This window comes from Maridesulfovibrio sp. (assembly GCF_963678865.1).
Classification (GTDB): Bacteria; Desulfobacterota; Desulfovibrionia; order Desulfovibrionales; family Desulfovibrionaceae; genus Maridesulfovibrio.
On the sequence record NZ_OY787459.1, the window covers coordinates 944,474 to 963,913 of the forward strand.

Below are 19,440 nucleotides of genomic sequence, written 5' to 3' on the forward strand. Positions count from 1 at the left end.
AAAAAAGCCTGTTCCCGGTACAGCAATACCGGGAACAGGCACAAATAGGAATGAAGGCGCTGTTCCTGTTAAATCTGAATCTGAAAGGGTCTCCGGCTGCTGCAACAGCCGGCAAGGAAGCAGAAAACAGACACAGCAAAACCAACTTTCGCTCAAGGAGATACACTATGTTTAAATCACGCAAAAGCCTTTTAATTATGGCTATCGCGGCACTGGCTGTGGTGGCCTACATCCAGCCAGCCTTTGCAGACCGGCTCGCAGACGCCATCAGCGCAACCCCCACCGGTACTGAAACAGGCCAGATCAATACCGAACTCGCCCCCGGATTCCTCGGAATTCCCGGCGGCCCTAGCGTCAACCTGGTAATCGGCTTTGTCTGGGCCATCTGGGTAGGTTGGATTTTCTCTACCGTCGGCGCATTCGGCGGCATCATGGCCGGTGTCGGTCACATCACCATTTATGGTTTCGGTAACTACGCATCCACCTTCAAAAAGACCTCCCCGGTCATGAACAAGCTGGTCACCGACTCTATCCGTGTATCCAACCAGTGGCTGGTAGGTACTTCCGCAGCCATGTCCTCTTTCAACTACTATAAGATGGGCCGTCTGGTTCTGCCGCTGGGTCTTTCCCTTGCAGCAGGTTCCATTGCAGGTTCCTATCTTGTTCCCTGGCTCACCGCCGGTAAAATTTCGCTGAAATCCTACATCGGATTCTTCGGCCTCTTTGTTCTCGCTCTGGGCTGCTACCTGTTCTACGAAACCACTCCCAAAGGACAGGCAGGTAAAAAACAGGCCAAAGAAGCAGCAAAGGCTTTCGAAGCTTCCATCAAAAATGAAAAAGAAGGCGGAAAAGTCGACACCGAAGCCATGGGCGTAAAAGTTGTCAGCTTCTCCCCGACCAAGTGCGTATTCACCTTCTACGGTGTTGAATTCTCCTTCAACCCCCTCATCCCCGTAGTCGGCGGTTTCATCATCGCAGCACTTGCATCCTTCCTCGGCGTGGGCGGAGGATTCCTGCTCGTGCCTTTCCTGACCAGTGTTGCAGGGCTTCCCATGTACCTCGTTGCAGGAACTTCCGCACTGGCAGTACTCGTAGGTATGACCACCTCCGTCTTCACCTACATGGTTGTTAAAGATACCCCGGTTTTCTGGCCCCTCATCGGCGTTGAACTGCTCGGTATCCTCGTGGGTTCCTTCATCGGCCCCCGTACATCCAAGTACATCCCGGACGTATGGCTCAAGCGACTCTTCGTCGTGCTGGCTCTGTACGTAGGTATCCGTTACGCCTCCAAAGGGTTCCTCGGCTACAGCCTGCTGCCTCCGTTCTAAGATTTGTCCCTGACAGCCTGAGGGGAAAACTTCTGCAAAAGTTTTCCCCTCCGGACTCCCCTTTCAAAATCTTTAACGGCTTCGCCACTTCGCATGTAAAAATGGGGTTTAGATTATGTTTGAGTCAATTTACCCGCTGATAGATTCTATGCTTATCGCACCTTACCGCATCGGTCTGCCCACTGTTGCGGCTTTCTGGTTCGGTACTGCCCTCATGGCTTTATGGTGTACCATCGCCGGGGAACTCAGCATGAGCCTCATTTATATCTGGAACCGGGAATACTACACTGACTTGAACCGCAAAATGACCCGCATGCACAATATTTCCGTGGAAGCGGTCCGCCATAAAGAAAAAGACACTTTCAAATCCGCCAATAAATGGGCCAATGAATATTTCGGAAAAGTTTTCTTTTCCCACGCCGCGCTTTTCGCTGTCTCGCTCTGGCCCGTACCCTTTGCCATGGGCTGGATGCAATCACGCTTTGCCGGGATCGACATACATACCGTACCATTTACCAAATTTTCTCTCGGCTATTCCTTTGTTTTTATTTCTGCCTATATTATTGTACGCTATGGCTTTTCTAAGCTAAGATCATACATACCTGTACTCAAAAAAATTGACGACCTGAGAGCGGAAGACGCCCAAAAAGCCGGAGAAATGACTTCATGGAATGAACTGGCGCAGGCCCCTGTTGCAAAGGAGACTGCAGCTACCGGGGCCGGGCTTGAAAGCAAGGCCTGATGCCCGGGAGACATTCTCCGGCCCCCTTTCTCTCTCTGCGGAGAATTCATGTTCAAGCTCAGATACACTCTCCCGGCAGTTTTGTTGCTTGCCGGAGCCGCAATCTATTTCTTCGGTTCGCAGCCGGAAGAAAGAATCGTGCGTGTAGATATGTCTATTCGCGAAGAAATCCGCGTTCCCGAACCCAGACCGGCCATCACTTACGCCTATCTGCCTCAATATTCACATAAAGTTTCCTACCTCCGCCACAACAGGCTTATAGAATACCTTTCCCGAGAGTCGGGTTTTTCCATCCGTCAGGTATTTCCCGATACCTTCGAAGAACACCGCCGTATGGTGGAAAACGGAGAAATCGACATTTCTTTTTCCAATCCCATGACCTACGTGGAAATAGCCAGAAGCGGAGCACGTGCATTCGCACGTATCATCGAACCTTCCGGCAGTCCCACTTTCAGGGGACAGATCATAACCCGCAAGGACAACCGGTCCATTACAAGATTAGAAGACTGCATTGGGAAAACATGGATCGCAGTGGACCCCCTCTCAGCAGGAGGCTACCTTTTTCCGCTGGGGCTTTTCCTCAAGCACGGAATCCAAAAATCAGACTTCAAGGAGATTTCGTTTGCTCCCGGACCGGGGGGAAAACAGGAAAAAGCGGTACTGGCAGTTTACGCAGGTAAATATGATTTTGCATCCATAAGAGAAGGCACACTCAATGTTGTGCGCGACAAAATCAATATTGATAAGATAAAAATAATAGCTGAAACCGAGCCATATCCCGGCTGGGTCTATGCGGCACGCAAAGGACTTTCGCCCAAAGTGGTCAATAAAATCAAATACTGCATGTTCGCAATGTCCATGGACAACCCGCAGCAGGCCTCCATTCTCTATCAAGCCGGTATGAGAGGCATAATTCCTGCGGAAGACAAGGATTATGATTCTGTACGGGAATTGACCGAAAAGCTGGGCCTGAATGTTGAAGAACAGGGGGGAACAAAATGATGGATATTTTTTCCCGTTTAAAATTCAGGACCAAAATAAACTTGGGCATTACCCTAATTGTAGCCTTCACCTCATTGATTATTGCCATCTTCGTTATTCGCATGTCTTCAGATGCACTCATTGAGCAATCACGCAAGAGAGGTGAAGTTCTGGCCGGGAATCTAGCCATGCGTGCAGAAAACCCTTTGCTTTCCGTAGACCTGCTCAATCTTGGTTCAATGGTCAACGAACTGAAAAAGGCTGACAATGAAATTGAATATGCCTTCATCATGGATGACCGGCAGCGGGTACTCGCCAATACTTTCAGTGACGGATTTCCCGTACAATTGAAAGACGCCAATAAAAGCTCTGGAAACGTCATCGGCGTAGTCATCATAGATACCGGGAAAAAACGTATTTTCGATTTTGCGGCCCCCATACTCCTTGGAGATAAAAAACTGGGCATGGTTCGCATCGGCCTTTCCAGATCAGGAATACATGCTGTGGTGCAAAACCTTATTTTCGCCATTATGGTACTGACCGGAGCTGTCCTGCTGATGGCAGTGCTCATTTCCACCCAGTTCGCCCGGCAACTCACTCTCAGGCTCGGTTCTCTTCAGAAACACGCCGAAGATATTGTTGCCACCCATCTGGGACCAGGACTGCGCAAGGAACAGGAAAAAAAGGAAGGAATTACCGACAAATTCAAACGGGCAATATCCCATCCCCCCAAAGGAGATGAGATCGAAGAACTGACCGAAACCTTCGACGCAATGGCCATGAGTCTTGCCTGCCACATTGAAGACCTGCAGATAACCGAAGCCGACCTGACCCGGCAAAAGGAACTGCTTAAAACAATTATTAATGTATCCCCGGATTTTGTTTCCCTGCAGGGTCCCCAGCTGACCTATCTTGCGGTGAACAAAACATATGCGGAACACCTTGGACGCAGTGAAGAAGAAATCCTCGGCCTTACTGACGAAGAAATCTATCCGGGAGAGGTCGCTGCAGCACGCATGGAGGAAGCCAAGATGGTCCTTAAAACCGGCCATCCGGTAAATAAAGAAACCCGTGAACCGGAAACAGAAGACTATCCGCCGCGCTGGTTTCACACCATCCGCGTCCCGGTTCATGGGCAAAAAAACAACATCATAGGAGTGCTTTCCACTTCACGCGAGATAACTGAAATCAAGAGCTATCAGGCCCAGTTGATTCAATCCCAGAAAATGGAATCCATTGGTAAACTGGCTGGTGGTGTGGCTCATGAAATCAACACACCGCTGGGAATCATCCTCGGTTACTCCCAACTGTTGCAGGAAGACCTTGATCCGGAAAACCAGATTGCCAAAGATCTGGGCATTATCGAGAAACAGACCAGAGTATGCCGCAAAATAGTGGCCGACCTGCTCGGATTTTCCCGTCAGACCGAAAGTGAAAAGATCACCATGTGCTTCAACAACTCCATTCTGGAAGTGGTGCAGTTGGTCAGTCACACATTCAAACTGGAACAGGTCCGGATAATAACGGAACTTGATGACCGCTTCCCCATAATCCACGGGGACCCGGAAAAGCTGAAGCAGGTCTGGCTGAACCTGCTTTCCAATGCGCTGGAAGCGATTAATGATAAGGGCATCATACATATCTCCACGCAACTGGATACAGACTCCATGACCATTACCGCCATCTTTTCCGATACCGGACACGGGGTTGAGCCTAAAAATCTCAACACCATCTTTGATCCTTTCTACTCCACCAAACCGGTGGGCAAGGGAACAGGACTCGGGCTTTCGGTCTCTTTCGGTATCATCAAAGATCACGGAGGAACTATTGAAGCGCTAAGCCCGTTGCCCCGCAGTTTACGCAATAAACTTAAACTCCCGGAAAAATCAGGTCCGGGCACTTTGTTTAAGGTAATCTTACCTCTTGATGAACTTTCGGACGAAGATCAGACTTAGGCTTCCTTTATGGTCATCTCTTCGATATAATGCATCATTATGAAATTTAGACATGTTTTCAGTCATTGGACATATGAGACCTTCCCTCCGGGAAGGCTGCTCAGGCGCAGGTACAATTCTTTCAAAAAACTCATGGAGCTTGAGGAAGAATGCCTTAAATCCATTTCGCATATAGAAGATATAGGATTCGGGCAGACTGTCACCGACTGGGCCTATGTGGAAAAACAGGCAGCAAACCTCGGCATTAATATCCGGACCATGCTGGAGCATCTTCAGGACATGAATCCGGTGCGGTTCATGGATATCATGGACTATTACAACAAGATCAATTTTTACGTACGCATGGCTGTAACCGTGCCTGATCCTGAGATTTCAAAACCGTTCACCTTTACTCTTGATGATGCGATAGACTATGAATTCAAGGCCGGTGCCTGCGCCGCCGACCTTGCGAGGTTAAAAAAGTCAGGAGTTCCGGTTCTGGACGGCATGGTCATAGGTTCCGATGTTTATAATTATTTCATAGAAGCCAACAACCTGCGCATATCTATTGATGAAATCCTTGAAGCAGCGGTATCCACTAACATTTCAGAACTGAACCAGATTTCGCGCACCATCATCGACCGCTTCATGCAGGGGAAAATGCCGGAATCAATCGCCAATGAGATTGAAATTGCGGCTCTTGAAACCTCGCGAGGCAGTGGCAGCCTTACCTTGACCGCATCTTCCACCCCGGAAGGAAGCCTCTACGCCCTGCCCGAAAGCTGGTGTACTATCGGCCCTGTTCCGGTCCAGAATATTATTGAGGCATGGAAAAAAGCGGTCACCTGCAAATTTTCTGCGGAATCAATTAAAGCCCGCATTGAATCCGGTTACGCCGACCGCGAAAGCCCGTCTTCGGTGATAATCCAGCCGGTTAAAGATCTCCACGATTCAGGTATGCTTGAAACCCTGCATAAATCATCAGACCTTCCCCCAAAAGACCGGGAGCATGGCTGTTCAGCTGTTTTCAGTAACAATTCGACTACGCCGTACCTGATTTCAAGACGTGAACAACAACGCATCCTCTCCAAACCGGACAAGGCCCAACTCTCAGCCCATTCTGCAAAAAGTATCGCCAGCATGGGCAGAAAGGCTGAAGATCTCTTCAAAACGCCTCAAAAATGCCACTGGGTAACAGACCGGCGCAACCGGGTCATGATCACTTCAGTACGCTCCTACCCTTTTAAAGGAGAAAAAGAGACTGTGCGTATCAAGCAGGCCCTTTCATATATCGCCAGCCTGAATATCTCTCCGCGCAATACTGAAATGTTCCTGCCGGAAAAAAGCCGCTCCATGTACGATCTGGTGCGCTTTGCCAATGAAAAAGGAATTGAGGAAATGTTCTCGCTGGTCAGCAAAAAAGGACTCGGCATTGACGGAGCCAAGCAGCTGAAAGCACGCCAGCCCATATCTGTAACGGTACTCAACCTTGCGGATGGATTATTCTCCACGGCTGCGGGGAAAATGGATATTTCACCGGACGACATCAAATCCGCCCCCATGTGGGCGCTCTGGTTCGGCCTTGGCGCAGACCGTTCTGGCTGGGACGGGGACAAGAGTATCGAAGGATACGCCATTCTTTCCCGGACATATATGAATATCACCCTGAAATCGGAAAAGGACCTTACCGAGGTAGACGCTGTCTGCGATCCAGACCCAAAAACCAACCATATCCATTTCCGCTTCAAGGGCGGCAAAGGAACACCTGCCCAGCGCATAGAACGGATCAGGTTCATTAAAACAACACTGGAATCACAAGGGTTCAGCACCACTCATCAGGGAGATATGATAGAAGGGGTACTCAGAAAAGGTATGGAACCGGAAATCCAGAAACTGCTGGCAACAACAGGCCACCTCATTGCCTACATTGCAACCCACCACCCGGTTGTGGCAGAGAATGAAGATGCGGATCAGATTGCAGCAAAATTTATTTCCGGACTTGGCTAATAACTGCTCGTCAGCTCTTCGCCTGTGATTTCTTATGAATCTGAACCAGAAAATGGACCAGCTTAGCCTCAATTTCACGATCATCAACATATTCGATGATCATTCCCTTGGCTTCTTCAAGCTCATACTCTTCTAAAAGTTCCCGCAAACGCATACGCAATTGGGCTTTTTCACGCTTGATCTGCAAATCCTCCAGAATATCAGTAACATAGTCAAAGTCCTTTTTAGCAAGGGCCTTCCTGAAGCTGGTACGCACAAAATGGGAATAGAAACGGCCCGAAATACCGGAAAGCAGTGTACCCAGCCAGACACCTATAACCAGCGTCACCAGATCTGCTGCTCTTTCCTTGGCAATGTTGACCCATTCCGTAATATCCCGGTCTTTGAGCAAATCCTGAGTCTTGCGCATTTCCAGGACCATGCGCTTGGCTGCGGGGTTATTTTTGTTGATATCCAAAGCCTTGCGGAATTGGGCTTCAGCCTGTCCCAGATCTCCCATCTTAAAATAAGCCCGCCCGAGCAGGCTGTAGAGCCAGTCCGAGCGGGGATGATCATTTAAACTCTGTTCAAGGCTGGAGATCGCAAGTTCATAATCTCCACGGTCAATCAACTCCTGCCCCATTCTGCCGCAGGAAACCTCGGAACGAAGTGCCGTAGACGCAGACATGTTCGCCCGGCACTCAATAATACCAACCATCACCGTTAGAGTGAGAACAACACAAATCAGCCAGATAATTCTCTCTGTTCTATTCATCAAAGGCCTTGTTTATCTACCACAGCTGCTTGATGCTGCTGCCGGGATAATAGAATTTCAAAATGTGATCGTACTTCTTGGATTTACCAAGCTCCGCAGCTCCCCATTGCGAATAGCCTACACCGTGACCCCAACCACGTCCTTTAAATGTATAATAATCTCCGTTCTTGTCAATTCTAAGAAGGATATCCGGCAATTTCAAAACACGGGAACTGCCTAATGTGGTCCGGGTCCGTAAATCGCGGTAACCGGACTTATACTTGATACGCACCTTGACAATCCTGCCGGACGGTCCTTTTTCCAAAGCGGTAATGGAACTGATACCGGGCACGGAAATACCAATCTTCTTCAGCTTGGACTCTATATCTTTTTTGCTGTACTTTTTGGACCAGGAAGCCATCTTACCCTTCAGGCTGGCCGGGTCTTCATGGGCTACAAGATAAGCCTTGCCCGCACCGAAAATAGCCTTGGCATCAGCAGTGAATCCGCCGCTGTTGGCAGTGTACTGCGAAAGGATCGGCTTATCCTTATACAAAAGCACATGGCCTGCGGTCTGTTTAACCGCCTGATCAGTGCGTTTATCCTCGCGGTCAACTCCGGCATACATCTGGTCATAAGTATCTGCGTAGACATCATAAAACAGATGGGTACGGTGCATCTTCTGATAATAGGCATAAGTCCGTGCAGCAACGGCCTGAGCCTTCAACGCTTCGGCAGGCCATGAGGCATAAGACTCTGCAGGAACCACTGAACGAAGGTAATCTTCTATCTCGACAAGATTAAGGATCAGCAGCTTGCCTTTGCGAATACTTACATTGATAATCCCGCGAACCGTCTTGGTTTCGGACCCGTAACTAACCTTAAGCGCGCCTTTGGATTTAAATTTTATCCTTGTCGCAGTTACGATCCTGCCATCAAGTGTCAAATTATTTCCGGACATACCGACCTTGTACTTGCGTCCACAGCCCAGATCATCAGTGCATATTTTGTCTTTGCCTGATCCGGTGGTCACAGTCATGGAAGAAACCTTCCGACTCAAACAAACTCGCAGAGTCGGTTCTTTACCTATCTTTTCAGGAATTTTCTCTCCGGTTTTTTCATCCGGCTTCTGAACTGGTTTTTGGTCGGTTTTTTGATCAGGCTTTTGCTCCTGCTCTACCGGCATGGAAGAAATCACAGCCTCAGCCTGAAATCTAAATTTACCTGTGGGGAAATAGTGAAGATACTGCCGGAACACGGATTTAGCCCGGTCATACCTGCCCATCTGATAATAAAGAAAGCCAAGACGATAAAGCGCGGTATCACTGTAATCCGGATAATTGCGTCCTACCATACGGTAAAGATCGGCGGCTTTTTCCGGGGCATCAAGAAAGGTGGATAGGACCATAGCCTTCCCGAACATGGCATTGACCCTTGTCTTAGCCACCGGAGAATAATCGATAGCAGTGTCATACTGTTCGAGGGCTTCAAAATATTTACCAATATCAATAAGGTAACTGGCATAGTTTATATGCCACTGGGCCTGAGCCTGATCCTCCAGTTCAACGGGAGAATAATCACGGGCCTGTGAACCCACAGGAATCATAAATACCAGAACCAACACCGGAAGAATAAATTTATATATCATCTTAAACTTATTTTTCATTGTTTGACTCCTCTGATTTTATATCATCCGGTTTGTCTGTATCAAAATTATCTTCAATCGGCTTTGGCTTTGCTTCATCCGTCCGAACCGGAGTTGAATTAATTTTCGAATCAGTTTCCGGCTCAACCGGAGCTGACAAATGATCAAGATACTCCTTCAGATAAAGCAGACTGCTGTCTGCCGGGCTGAGCGTCAAAGCTTTATCCAGCACCTGCCGGGCCTGTTTGAGATCCCCTTTATTCACCAGATACCGCACATAAAGCTGATGTAAACGGACGTCGTAAGGAAACTTAGAAATCCCCTCGATCAACGTATCCGCCAATGCAAGATCATCTTCGAGAGCCAACAGGGTGTAGGAAAGATAAAGGTAAACATCGCGGTCATCCTTCAGCTTAACCGCCTTATTCAAGGCCTGAAAGGCATCTCCGTAGTGCTGAACATGAAAAGCACTGACCCCTTGCTCCTTAAGCACCGCAAATTTCTTTTCCAGTTCTTCAGGTGTTATATCCTTGTCATCAACCAGAATGATCCTCCGTCCGTGCGGATAAGGTGCATCAAGGATGGATTTAACCAGAATATCACCCTTCAACTTTAAATCATCTCTGGAAGCGGTCCCGAAATAATTGTCGCTGACTACCATTTTTGCGGAAGACAATATGTTTATTTCATTATCAAAAAAATTGTTATCTTTGATTTCGGTATTGCCGCCACTAAAAACAATGCCCCGTGTACAATTATTAATATTTGAACGAACCACGGTTCCGTTCCCGGCACTGAACAACAGCCCCTGACGGGCACTACTTATACGCAATCCCTTTAAATCATAATTACCAGTCTCTGTGACCGCCACAGCATATTCGCCTCCGCTGAAATCAGAAGAACGCACTTCAACATATCCTCCGGCAGCAGTAACCGCTTTACTGAATCCGGTAAATTCACATTGCGAAAGAACTGCCTTGCCTCCAGGCAGAACTTTGATTCCCTCGGTGGCATTTGATTCCATACGGACCGGGAAACTTATTTCGCCCATAGACTGCAAAGATCCGGAAACATCTATACGGCCTTTGTTTTCAAAACGAATCCTTGTGCCTGATTGGATTGAAAATTCAGCACCCTCAGGTACAGTCACCGGGAACGCTATTCTATAGTTCCCCTTGACCAGAACCCCGGAAAGATCACCGAAAAGTTCACGCTCATCGAACTGGGGCATGATTACTTTTGTTACACCGTTTATCGGGGACAGGTTACCGGCTTTATCTCGGATACGTACCCGGTAAAAAATAGAAGTCCCCTGCATTATATCCGCATCAACAAATTCAGGCGTTCTGGTTCTGGAAACAATCTCAAAATCACCGACTGGATCAGTACCTTTTTCAATCACAAATTCATCAAGATCGGCAGCGGACGGTACTTCCCAGTGCAATAAGATTCCATCTCGACCGGTACGGAATTTAACAGTTTCAATAACAGGGGGCAGCTCTCCGTCCAAAGTGAGAAGAGAACCTGATTCCGGCCAGAGCCTTTCCACGCCGTTCGCCTTGCGCATCCGAACCATCAGGGTGTCATTTGCAGACTTATCGCCCTCGCGCACAACGTAAAATCCTTCATAAACACCCTGAGCAGTCTGAGGCAAAGGGATTCCTTTTCTAAATTCACCGATATCAAAAGAACACTTCAATCCCGGTTCTGCATCAACTCGAACTGCCACCTTTTGACCAACTCCGAACAAACCGTTGTCCACATTGGTATCCACGGCAATGACTTCGGGAAGCTTAGGCCCTTTGGGACAATCAGGCAGGACCTGCGCCATATTCCATGCCCAGTCGTAGACAACCATACGCATCTGTCGCCTGATCGGGTCGGAAAAGACCTCTTCAACGATTGTCCCGGCAAGTCCTATCACTCCGGTTGGCACTGAAATCCTGCGCTTGGAAGCACTGTCCCGCCATTTTCCAACCAGTGTACCGGAGGAATTATACATCATCACTTCCGCATCCAATTGGAAAAGGTCAAAGGCCAAAGCCTTGATCATGTCGGCACTGTAAATATCCGTCTTGACTATGCCGTCCGCATTAAGCAACTTGCACAACTCCGTATCACTCATCTTGCGCCAGCCTTCATCCCGGCCCAGCTCTGCAAGAGTGTTGTCCACAACATCCTTCTGCAAGGGCATGAAGCCCTTCCCGGCCAGTTGATTAGTTATGGACGCACGGGCAATATCCGCCACGAAAACACGGTCATCATCCAAAACCAGCACGGACTTATGCTCAGTGGAATTTTCAGTATATTTCACGTACTCTGCAGGCAACACCGCAATTTTATAAGGAATAGCTTCTTCCTCGGCATACTGCACGGCCTGTGTTGTTTTCTTAGCGAAGCACCCTGAAAGCAACAGCGCCGAAAACAATAAAAAAATAGAAAAACTAAGCTTGTTAGCCATGGCTAAGACTCCAACTTCCTGTCGACATTAAAAGAATTAACAGTACCGAGAACGGAACGGACTTCCCCCTCAAGTTGCAGGTGCTTGTCAGCAAGGGAATATGTCCCCCCTCCCCAGGCCTGAAATTGGCGTCCGCTAAGATTAAAAGTATTAATGAGCAGAGTTTTTCCGCTTAAAGCAGCACGCAAACGAGCAGTACTGAAATTCAACCCCTGTCCGCCCTGGGGATTGAAAGAAACAGCATCCAGCAGATCGATGAAAAATCCCAAGCGTGGATCAAGATTGGCAAGGTTAAAAATATGCAGGTTGTCAACCTTTGCAGAGGCCTCGCCACGCACTGACCGGACAAGCTCATCAGCATCACCGCCCTGCATGAACATATTGGCATTGAGATAAATTTTCCCACGCAGGGAAACAGAAAGATCTTTGGCAAAACAGGCTATCAGACTGGGCAGGCTGGTCCCGCGTCCTTTCACATTACACTGTGCGGCCAAATTATCCTTAGCCAGCACCACATCGGCATTAAGATTGAGAAGGAAAAGCTTGCCGCTTGCTTTAACTAAAGCGCGATCAGTCCCGGAATGAACAAATACGGCAACATCGCTAAAAGGCCAGTCATTGTAATAAAATCTGTGTATGGAAGCCTTACCGCTGATGCCCCGTCCAAGCAGGTTTTCAAAATCAAACTTTTTTTTTGATTCCGCCACATCTGTTGTTGAAGCGGACTTTTCTTTTTCAGGAACACGAATGCTCAAAGATTTCAGCTGGGCTTCATAACCGGAAAGATTGTTACGTGGAGTGTTAAAATACCCGGAAGCTTCAACTCGTGTTTCCCTGAGCTTCAGCCGGGTATCAAACACGGTCCGCAAAGGATTTTTTTTTTCAGCCGCACAGGTGATTATGTAATCGAAAAGAGAAAAATCCTGAGCTTCGGCCTTGAACCGGGCCTGTTTCAAATCAAGGGGAAACGGAATATAAGCCTGCATATTGCAGCTGCCACCAGTTGCCGAAGCAATATTAAAACTGCGTACGGAAACAACGGGCTTCCCATCCTTCAACTCTACGTCGGCATCTATCTCGGAAATACTCAATTCCTGCTTTTTGCCATCAAGAGACTCAAGCACCAGCACCAAATCCTTGGCGCTGACCGTCATCTTGCCGGAAAGCCCTTTATTGGCAACAGTACTTGGCGGAGAAACAAGAGTAACTCCCTTGAAAATCAAAGTACCCTGCGGTTTGATGGACTTCAGCTTGGCAGATTCACACAAAGAACGCGTGCCATTACGGCCCCGCTCACTTTTCTGGGCCATAGCGTAAAGCTCCCCGGCATCAACCTGCGCTTCATCAAGACTGAGCTGGAATGTTCCGCCATGCCCCATCTGCAGGGAAAGCCCCTTACCGCTGGTAGAATCGAGAACAAGTCCCCCGGCTTTCACATCCATGGTCCCGGCAGCACTGTCCACACTGAAATCAAGATTCGTTGTCTGGAACTTTCCGGCTTCGGCCAATTCGGGGATAGTGGAATTGGACATATAACCGAACCCGGTCAAAAACCCCAGAAAAGATGCGGGATCAACAGAACACTCTCCCGCCTGAAGATTAAGCTTCAGCGGAGAAGTTGAAATCATGTCCAGCCGGCCTGAAAATTTAAAGCCAAGTTCTGCAATGGATGCACTGCGTACGTTGAAAACAAATCCACTGCTTTCCTTTTCCATGCTGGCTGAAACAGTAAGTGGTTCAGCCTGATAGGAGTTAGTCAGCTGCACTTTGCCCGAAACAACGTCAATTTTATCTGGAAAGATGGCAGGCAATTCAAACTGGCCTGCACTTGAGCCGTCTCCTTCCCGATGAGCAAGAGCCTTCACGTCAGGAGCCTGTAGAATAACGTGCCGAAGCTTGATATCTCCGGTTAGCAGGCTTGAAATATCGGGAAATATTTCCAGTTGAGGAATACTGACGGTATCCATACCGCTCTGTACACGCAGATTCTTAACCAGCAAGGAAGGAAGGGGGGAGTAATGGAGTTCAATATCCTCCATCACTACCCCCATATCGGTCATTTCAGAAAGCAGTTTCTCTGTGGCGTCCACAAAATGGACCCTGACCAGCACCATGGAACCGACCATAACCATTGCCGCAATAATTCCGCCAATGAGGATTCCCTTTTTGTGCAACACCGCAATACCGCCTTATTCACTTACTTGAGTACAAAAACAACCCTTGCCTGTGCCAGCAGGTTATACCTCTGGTCATAGACAAATACGGTAGATGCATCATCAACACTGACCACGGCGTCAGTCACATTCTGCACAGTCTTACCCTTGAGTACCATGGGAGACTTACTGCCCCATGTTTCGAGCAGAGCACGGGCCTTTTGCAGATCAGTGGTATAACCGCCGCAGCCGCGTTCAATCAGAACCTGATTAAGAACCTTGGAAGGATCGAAAAGGACTTCATTCTTTTCGGTCAGGATACGGTTGACCAGCGCGGGTTTGAAATCAAAATCACGCACATCGACAATTATTCCGTCAACCGGGGTAGCTACAGCGGCCTGAATTTTTTGAGAGGCGGACTCGGTTGTCTGAACCTGAGCCTCCTCAATTTCTGTCTTTTCTTCGACTGCAGCAGGCTTTTCCTCTTCCTTGACTTCAATCTTTTCCTTGATCATGGGCACGGGGATAGCGGCTACCTCCTGCACATTATCAGGCTTGAATGCAGGAATCTCACGAACTTTGAGTTCCTTGGGTTCCTTAAGAATAATTTCATCAAATGCGCTGTAAACGGAGTCCTGACCGTGCAGATTCAAACGCAGGCAGACACGTGCATAACCTTCGGTCCGGTCAAAAGACTCACCGCAGGGGACAGCACCGCGCAGGGTTCCGTCAACAGTTGTGCGAATCCGTTCGCTGGAAAGCATACCATCACGGACAGTTGTTTTTCCGCTCAGGCGCAGACCCTGAAAGATTTCGAGCATCCTTCTCTGGGCTACAACTTCAGCAGCGCGCTTGGCACGGTAACGACTCTGCCCGGCTTCGGATTCACCGATAACCTGAATGTATCCCTTCTGGAATACTTCGTCGGCATTAACAACCTCAACAATTTTGTCCCCGGCAACAGCGGAGCCTGCAAAAAGCACGACAGCTGTCAGGGCTAGCAATATTTTTTTCACTTTATCCTCCACTAGTAAATATTCATGATATTACGCAGACGCATCAAAGAAAGAATGAGATCCGCACCATCCATGTTAGCATCCGGGCGAAACGCTCCTGACAAATCGGTTTCCATCAGGTTGCGGTTAACCACGGTGACAATGGCGTTGTACCATGCATCGGTGGATGCCACATCAGGATAGAGAGATTTACTCTGCCCCATGTACTTGGTGGAAATGGTCTCATCCCCGGTCAACTTAATGAGCACATCCTCCAGAACAAAAGCCAGTTCCTTGCGGGTCATTGGCTTTGCAGGATGAAAAAGATAAGCTCTGGTCTGCTCATCATAAGTAGGCTCCAGTCCTCTGACATTCCACTTGAGAACAGTCATGATCTCGGGCTCAAACATGTGCCCCACGACATCAGCGGGAGTAAATTCAGCCTTCCTGTCTTTATCAGGAACAGGAATACGTCCGGCAAAAAGCCTGTCCAGATGGAGTTCATCCACCAGCAATGCGGCAACGTCAGCACGGTCGACTTCTTCCTTGACCGCAATCTTCTTAGCGACATCCGTCAGGGTATAGTTACTCATGGCCCGCAGAATTTTCTGAGCACGATTATACAAAGCATTCGCCTTGTCATGCCACTTGCCCGGAGAAGCTGAAAGAACTCCACCTAGCACATCTTCGGACTTACGGAACTCACCACCCTTGAAATAAGCCTCACCCATAAAATAATGAAGGGCTTCGGTCTGGCGATAGTAAGGAAGATCCTCTTCCACTACGTATTTAACCATCAGCTTGGCGTCGGCGTAGAGGTCTTCAGCCCTCTGCAGCCAGCCACGGGTGGCGATATGGGTATAAACCCTGATACCGGTCACATAAACACTGAATTTCTGAGACCTGTCACGCCTTGCCTCACGCACAGCCTTGTCAAACTGTGTGATAGCTCTTTCAGCATCAACAGCGCTGTATTCCTTGTCGCTCTCGCTTTCAGCGCGCATAGCGTAAACAAGAGCCTTACCGGCAATGGCGGGTGCATATTCATCATCAAGAGCCACAGCCCTTTCAAAACGAACAAACGCCTTGTCAGGCATGCCTTGATCTATAAGCTCCATACCCATCAGGTAATGATGGGCCGGGTTGTCTTCAATGGATTGGGGTTTTACTTTTTTTCCGCAGCCCGCAAGGGAGAGAATTAAGAGTAATCCCGTTAGAAATATTAAATATTTTTTCATCCGGTTATCCTCCTTGCAGCGGATGCTTTCCGCTGACAATCATGATTTACCTGCATGATACATCAACATTTGATACAGGCGAGGGTTTAAATTTCATAATCCATCCCTCACCGGTTTCGTATCATTTAGAATCCTTCAGGATTCTGCCAACGGAATTTTAAATTCCTTCCTTCCATTCTGCTCTGGAATTTTTCCACACCAACATCTTTCAGTGCGCTCTTCACACGCTTGAAAAGATTTTCAGCACGCAGTGTAGACCAGTAGGCTACCTCCATGTTCATGCCGTTTTGACGTTTAATTTCCTTACGCACAAAACCGGGCACATCTTCAAGCGCAGCACTTACCTGCGGCAACTCGGGAAAACCTAGAAAGGTCATCGTATAACGAAAACCCTTACCCCGATCCAGTTCGGACTCCATGTTTTCCAGCAGGTCCCGAGCAATACGCACCGAAGCCCAGTAGGCTTCCGGCTGGGCAGCATCGACAGCACGGCTGTAGACTTCAGCAGGTTTACCGGAAAGGCTTACATACTTTTCAATCGGCTTGCGTACTTCACCGACTTTAAAACCGTCCGAAGTCCGCACACAGGTAAGATGGATTGCCGGGTTGGCATCACGCGGAAGCTCAAGCTCAACAGTAACTACGTAGTCGGCTTTGAGCAGACCGTTAAACTTTGCAGCTTTCCTAAGGTTCATGGAACCTTCGATTTCACTATACTTAGCCCGGGACATAGGCCAGTCGATAACCTCAAACTGGAACTTTTTCCCGAAAGTATCCGAAACAGCATGCACGAGTTCTTTCATGGATTGGGCAGGAACCGAATTGAATCCGGCCCCTGAACCGAAAATAAGCAGCCTTGGCAGGCCGGACATTTTCTGCAGGATGGCAAGAGTTGTATAATCAGAATACATGAGCTTGCTATTGACCACGGCATCAATGGTGATGGCGTAGCCGTCAGCTGTAGCTCCTTCCCGCAAGATCTTATAAGAAGAGATATACCCTTTGGAATGGCTGGCAATTTCGTCACGGACAAGAACCCCGGACTCCACAAGGGAATCAGAGGCTACAGCTGTACCGATCTGCATTTCAACCGCAGTCCGCAAAGCGGAATTGAGCGCCTGATGACGGTCAATTCCTTCCCCGGTTGCCTCCACAGCCAAAGCTGTGGAGGCAGCCAGCAATATTGCGAGCGAAACAGCAACCACCTGAGAGTACAGTTTTGCTAAGGACATACAGACCTCATCTTTTTACGGCAGAAGAACCTACCATTCACTGTTGCTCTGCTTTCTGCGCTGCTTTACGCGGTGCTGCTTAACGACCTTAACTTCATTACCGGAAACGTATACGCGTCCCTTCATGTTCAGCTTTCTGAGCATGCGTACCACGTTGCGCTTCAGGTGAGCGGAATCAATGGAAGACTTGTACCACATTTCGTGGTGGGAAGAAGTATTCAAGGCATTAGTCTTAGGACGATGGCTCTCGTAACCGCTGAAGATGGTGATATAATCTTCAACGTCGAGCATATCATCATCGCTGAAACCGTCAAAAACAAGAGTCCATTCGATAAGACGCCCACCGGAACCTATACCTGAACCGCCGCCTGCTCCGGAACCGGAAGCGCCTCCTTCAGAGTAATTGTCTCCGCCGCCTTCAGGATGATACTGATCAAGACGGTCTGCGAGCACTGCGCCCACATCGGAACCGATAATTTTGGAGAGCTTGCCGACTGCTTCAAGAACGTCATTGCGGCTGTAAGGTCTGGGAACAAGCTGGTACTGCTGAGGCTCTGCTTCGAAGTTACCCATTCTGGAACCGTCCCAGACGGAAAGGAGGCGTCCTTCAATACGGGCGGTAACCCTTACACTGTTCTGGTTGGACTTGGCATTTGGGTAAATGCTGAAAATGCAAAGCACATCAATGCCTGCATCCTTGGCAATCTGGATAAGCTCAGCATCGTCACGTCTGGTACGGCCCTGGGCATGGGTCGTATGAGTCAGTGCTGTTTCATCTTTAACGTCAAACCCGAGATTGATCATCTCATTGGAGATGGCATTAAGAACCCGTTTGAAAACCCTGGAATTACGGGGAACTGTATCAGGGTCGGCATCTTCACCGACAATCATGACCCTCGGCAGGTCGGTGGCAAGAGCCATGGATGGCGCTATAAAAAAACAAACTATAGCGATGAGAAGTAATACTGTTTTCCTCATGTCACTCTCCTTAGAAATGGGGGTTTACTATATTCCGCCCGGCAATCAACATCCGGACAATGATTTTAATGACTCTACCCTCAATCCCGCCTATTGAGCAGGCAGAAATCGAGCGTATTTTAGCAAACTTAATACATACAAACAGCTATATTATATTACACAACATATGCAACATAAATTAAGTTATTCCGCTAACTTTTCCCAAACAAACACATTAATTTCAAAAATAACAGCACTGCAATAAAACAACCATAACCATGAGTCAAGCCAGTTTAAAAAAAATAATGACATTCCTGAATGTTATACTTACCTTTCTTCACATATGCCTCTAAGCTGACCAGATTGGTCTATTTGCCTTCATATTGAAAAAGGCACTGTTTTATGTATAACATATTCAAACATTATTTATCCACGGTTTTTATATTGAAACTCCTGGGAATGAAAAGCGAGGGGAAAAATAAATCAGTTCAACCCACGCATTTCAAAATCGCATGGAGGTCAACCCCAGCTCACCATAACCACGATTAAAACAAAGGCTTTATGCATGAGACCAAAAAAGACAAATAATGCCTCCCAAACATGGGAAATGATGCAGTGTTCCCGCGAAGTACTGGGGGCAACCTGCCTGCAGAAAATCTTTTCAAGGGGCCAGACGCAGATCAACCGCTATTGCTCCTCGCCACAACATGAAGACCACCAACGTAATCCGTTGGACAGACTCCAGCTGCTTTTCACGAAACTTGACGAAGAAGGGGAAAAGGAACTGGTGATCGCGGCTTTAAACCATCTATGTGATTCTATCGGTTATCGCGTTCAGGAACAGGGTAAGGTAATACCGGACAAGCTTACAGTGGAAGAAGAATGCCTTGATGACTATCCTGAAAAAGTGGAGCTGGACAGGCTGATAGCCAGTAATGCAGCCCCGGAGCTGGTCCGCAGGCAAGGAGAACACACCTGCCGGGAAATCATGGAGACAGTGGTCAGTTACGAGGAGCATTGTAAAAACAAATAAG

The 19,440-nt window shown here is 48.2% G+C and carries 14 protein-coding genes; 6 read left to right on the forward strand and 8 right to left on the reverse strand.

All coding sequences use genetic code 11. From position 1 onward, the window contains the following. Window positions 1–167 precede the first annotated feature (167 nt). The 5 genes from ACKU41_RS04270 (at window position 168) to ACKU41_RS04290 (ending at window position 6,992) form a co-directional block, all read left to right on the forward strand. Complete coding sequence (locus tag ACKU41_RS04270) at window positions 168–1,328, forward strand: sulfite exporter TauE/SafE family protein (protein ID WP_319780120.1); 1,161 nt, start codon at window positions 168–170, stop codon at window positions 1,326–1,328. A gap of 115 nt (window positions 1,329–1,443) precedes the next feature. Beyond that, window positions 1,444–2,070 carry a hypothetical protein gene (locus tag ACKU41_RS04275; protein ID WP_321404313.1) on the forward strand — a complete coding sequence of 209 codons (627 nt, stop codon included), beginning with the start codon at window positions 1,444–1,446 and terminating at the stop codon, window positions 2,068–2,070. A 48-nt stretch (window positions 2,071–2,118) separates the two neighbouring features. After that, entirely contained in the window at window positions 2,119–3,072 is a 954-nt protein-coding gene (locus ACKU41_RS04280; protein WP_321404315.1) for a phosphate/phosphite/phosphonate ABC transporter substrate-binding protein, read from the forward strand. Continuing rightward, on the forward strand, window positions 3,069–5,006 hold the full coding sequence (locus ACKU41_RS04285; RefSeq protein ID WP_321404316.1) for an ATP-binding protein: 1,938 nt from the start codon (window positions 3,069–3,071) through the stop codon (window positions 5,004–5,006). The genes ACKU41_RS04280 and ACKU41_RS04285 overlap by 4 nt, the downstream gene beginning before the upstream one ends. A 39-nt stretch (window positions 5,007–5,045) precedes the next feature. Next, on the forward strand, window positions 5,046–6,992 hold the full coding sequence (locus ACKU41_RS04290) for a PEP/pyruvate-binding domain-containing protein (protein ID WP_321404317.1): 1,947 nt from the start codon (window positions 5,046–5,048) through the stop codon (window positions 6,990–6,992). 10 nt (window positions 6,993–7,002) lie between these two features. Here the strand turns inward: ACKU41_RS04290 and ACKU41_RS04295 are convergent, their stop codons facing one another. The 8 genes from ACKU41_RS04295 to ACKU41_RS04330 all read right to left on the reverse strand — a co-directional run bounded on the left by ACKU41_RS04295 (window position 7,003) and on the right by ACKU41_RS04330 (window position 18,427). Beyond that, complete coding sequence (locus tag ACKU41_RS04295) at window positions 7,003–7,746, reverse strand: tetratricopeptide repeat protein (RefSeq protein ID WP_321404318.1); 744 nt, start codon at window positions 7,744–7,746, stop codon at window positions 7,003–7,005. 16 nt (window positions 7,747–7,762) lie between these two features. Beyond that, window positions 7,763–9,391, reverse strand: coding sequence for a SpoIID/LytB domain-containing protein (locus tag ACKU41_RS04300; RefSeq protein ID WP_321404319.1), 1,629 nt, complete (start codon window positions 9,389–9,391; stop codon window positions 7,763–7,765). After that, the gene (locus ACKU41_RS04305; protein ID WP_321404320.1) at window positions 9,381–11,831 is read right to left on the reverse strand and encodes a right-handed parallel beta-helix repeat-containing protein; all 2,451 of its coding nucleotides are present in this window, start codon (window positions 11,829–11,831) and stop codon (window positions 9,381–9,383) included. Before ACKU41_RS04305 ends, ACKU41_RS04300 begins: the two co-directional genes overlap by 11 nt. Window positions 11,832–11,833: 2 nt before the next feature. Continuing rightward, window positions 11,834–14,008 carry an AsmA-like C-terminal region-containing protein gene (locus ACKU41_RS04310; RefSeq protein WP_321404322.1) on the reverse strand — a complete coding sequence of 725 codons (2,175 nt, stop codon included), beginning with the start codon at window positions 14,006–14,008 and terminating at the stop codon, window positions 11,834–11,836. 20 nt (window positions 14,009–14,028) lie between these two features. Then, window positions 14,029–15,000: a hypothetical protein gene (locus ACKU41_RS04315; protein WP_321404323.1), complete on the reverse strand. Its 972-nt coding sequence runs from the start codon at window positions 14,998–15,000 to the stop codon at window positions 14,029–14,031. A gap of 11 nt (window positions 15,001–15,011) precedes the next feature. Further along, the gene (locus tag ACKU41_RS04320; protein ID WP_319780133.1) at window positions 15,012–16,217 is read right to left on the reverse strand and encodes an S-layer homology domain-containing protein; all 1,206 of its coding nucleotides are present in this window, start codon (window positions 16,215–16,217) and stop codon (window positions 15,012–15,014) included. Between the two features lie 125 nt (window positions 16,218–16,342). Then, on the reverse strand, window positions 16,343–17,449 hold the full coding sequence (locus ACKU41_RS04325) for a hypothetical protein (RefSeq protein ID WP_321404324.1): 1,107 nt from the start codon (window positions 17,447–17,449) through the stop codon (window positions 16,343–16,345). Window positions 17,450–17,479: 30 nt separating this feature from the next. After that, window positions 17,480–18,427: a hypothetical protein gene (locus tag ACKU41_RS04330; RefSeq protein ID WP_319780136.1), complete on the reverse strand. Its 948-nt coding sequence runs from the start codon at window positions 18,425–18,427 to the stop codon at window positions 17,480–17,482. Window positions 18,428–18,971: 544 nt separating this feature from the next. On the opposite strand from ACKU41_RS04330, the gene ACKU41_RS04335 reads away from it, so the two are divergent. Then, on the forward strand, window positions 18,972–19,439 hold the full coding sequence (locus ACKU41_RS04335) for a hypothetical protein (protein WP_321404327.1): 468 nt from the start codon (window positions 18,972–18,974) through the stop codon (window positions 19,437–19,439). The last annotated feature ends 1 nt before the right edge of the window (window position 19,440 follow it).

Bases quoted from the DNA above. Each gene is read 5' to 3' on its own strand.
- ACKU41_RS04270 (WP_319780120.1), top strand. From the start codon at position 168: ATGTTTAAATCACGCAAAAGCCTTTTAATTATGGCTATCGCGGCACTG.
- ACKU41_RS04275 (WP_321404313.1), top strand. From the start codon at position 1,444: ATGTTTGAGTCAATTTACCCGCTGATAGATTCTATGCTTATCGCACCT.
- ACKU41_RS04280 (WP_321404315.1), top strand. From the start codon at position 2,119: ATGTTCAAGCTCAGATACACTCTCCCGGCAGTTTTGTTGCTTGCCGGA.
- ACKU41_RS04285 (WP_321404316.1), top strand. From the start codon at position 3,069: ATGATGGATATTTTTTCCCGTTTAAAATTCAGGACCAAAATAAACTTG.
- ACKU41_RS04290 (WP_321404317.1), top strand. From the start codon at position 5,046: ATGAAATTTAGACATGTTTTCAGTCATTGGACATATGAGACCTTCCCT.
- ACKU41_RS04295 (WP_321404318.1), bottom strand. From the start codon at position 7,746: ATGAATAGAACAGAGAGAATTATCTGGCTGATTTGTGTTGTTCTCACT.
- ACKU41_RS04300 (WP_321404319.1), bottom strand. From the start codon at position 9,391: ATGAAAAATAAGTTTAAGATGATATATAAATTTATTCTTCCGGTGTTG.
- ACKU41_RS04305 (WP_321404320.1), bottom strand. From the start codon at position 11,831: ATGGCTAACAAGCTTAGTTTTTCTATTTTTTTATTGTTTTCGGCGCTG.
- ACKU41_RS04320 (WP_319780133.1), bottom strand. From the start codon at position 16,217: ATGAAAAAATATTTAATATTTCTAACGGGATTACTCTTAATTCTCTCC.
- ACKU41_RS04325 (WP_321404324.1), bottom strand. From the start codon at position 17,449: ATGTCCTTAGCAAAACTGTACTCTCAGGTGGTTGCTGTTTCGCTCGCA.
- ACKU41_RS04330 (WP_319780136.1), bottom strand. From the start codon at position 18,427: ATGAGGAAAACAGTATTACTTCTCATCGCTATAGTTTGTTTTTTTATA.
- ACKU41_RS04335 (WP_321404327.1), top strand. From the start codon at position 18,972: ATGAGACCAAAAAAGACAAATAATGCCTCCCAAACATGGGAAATGATG.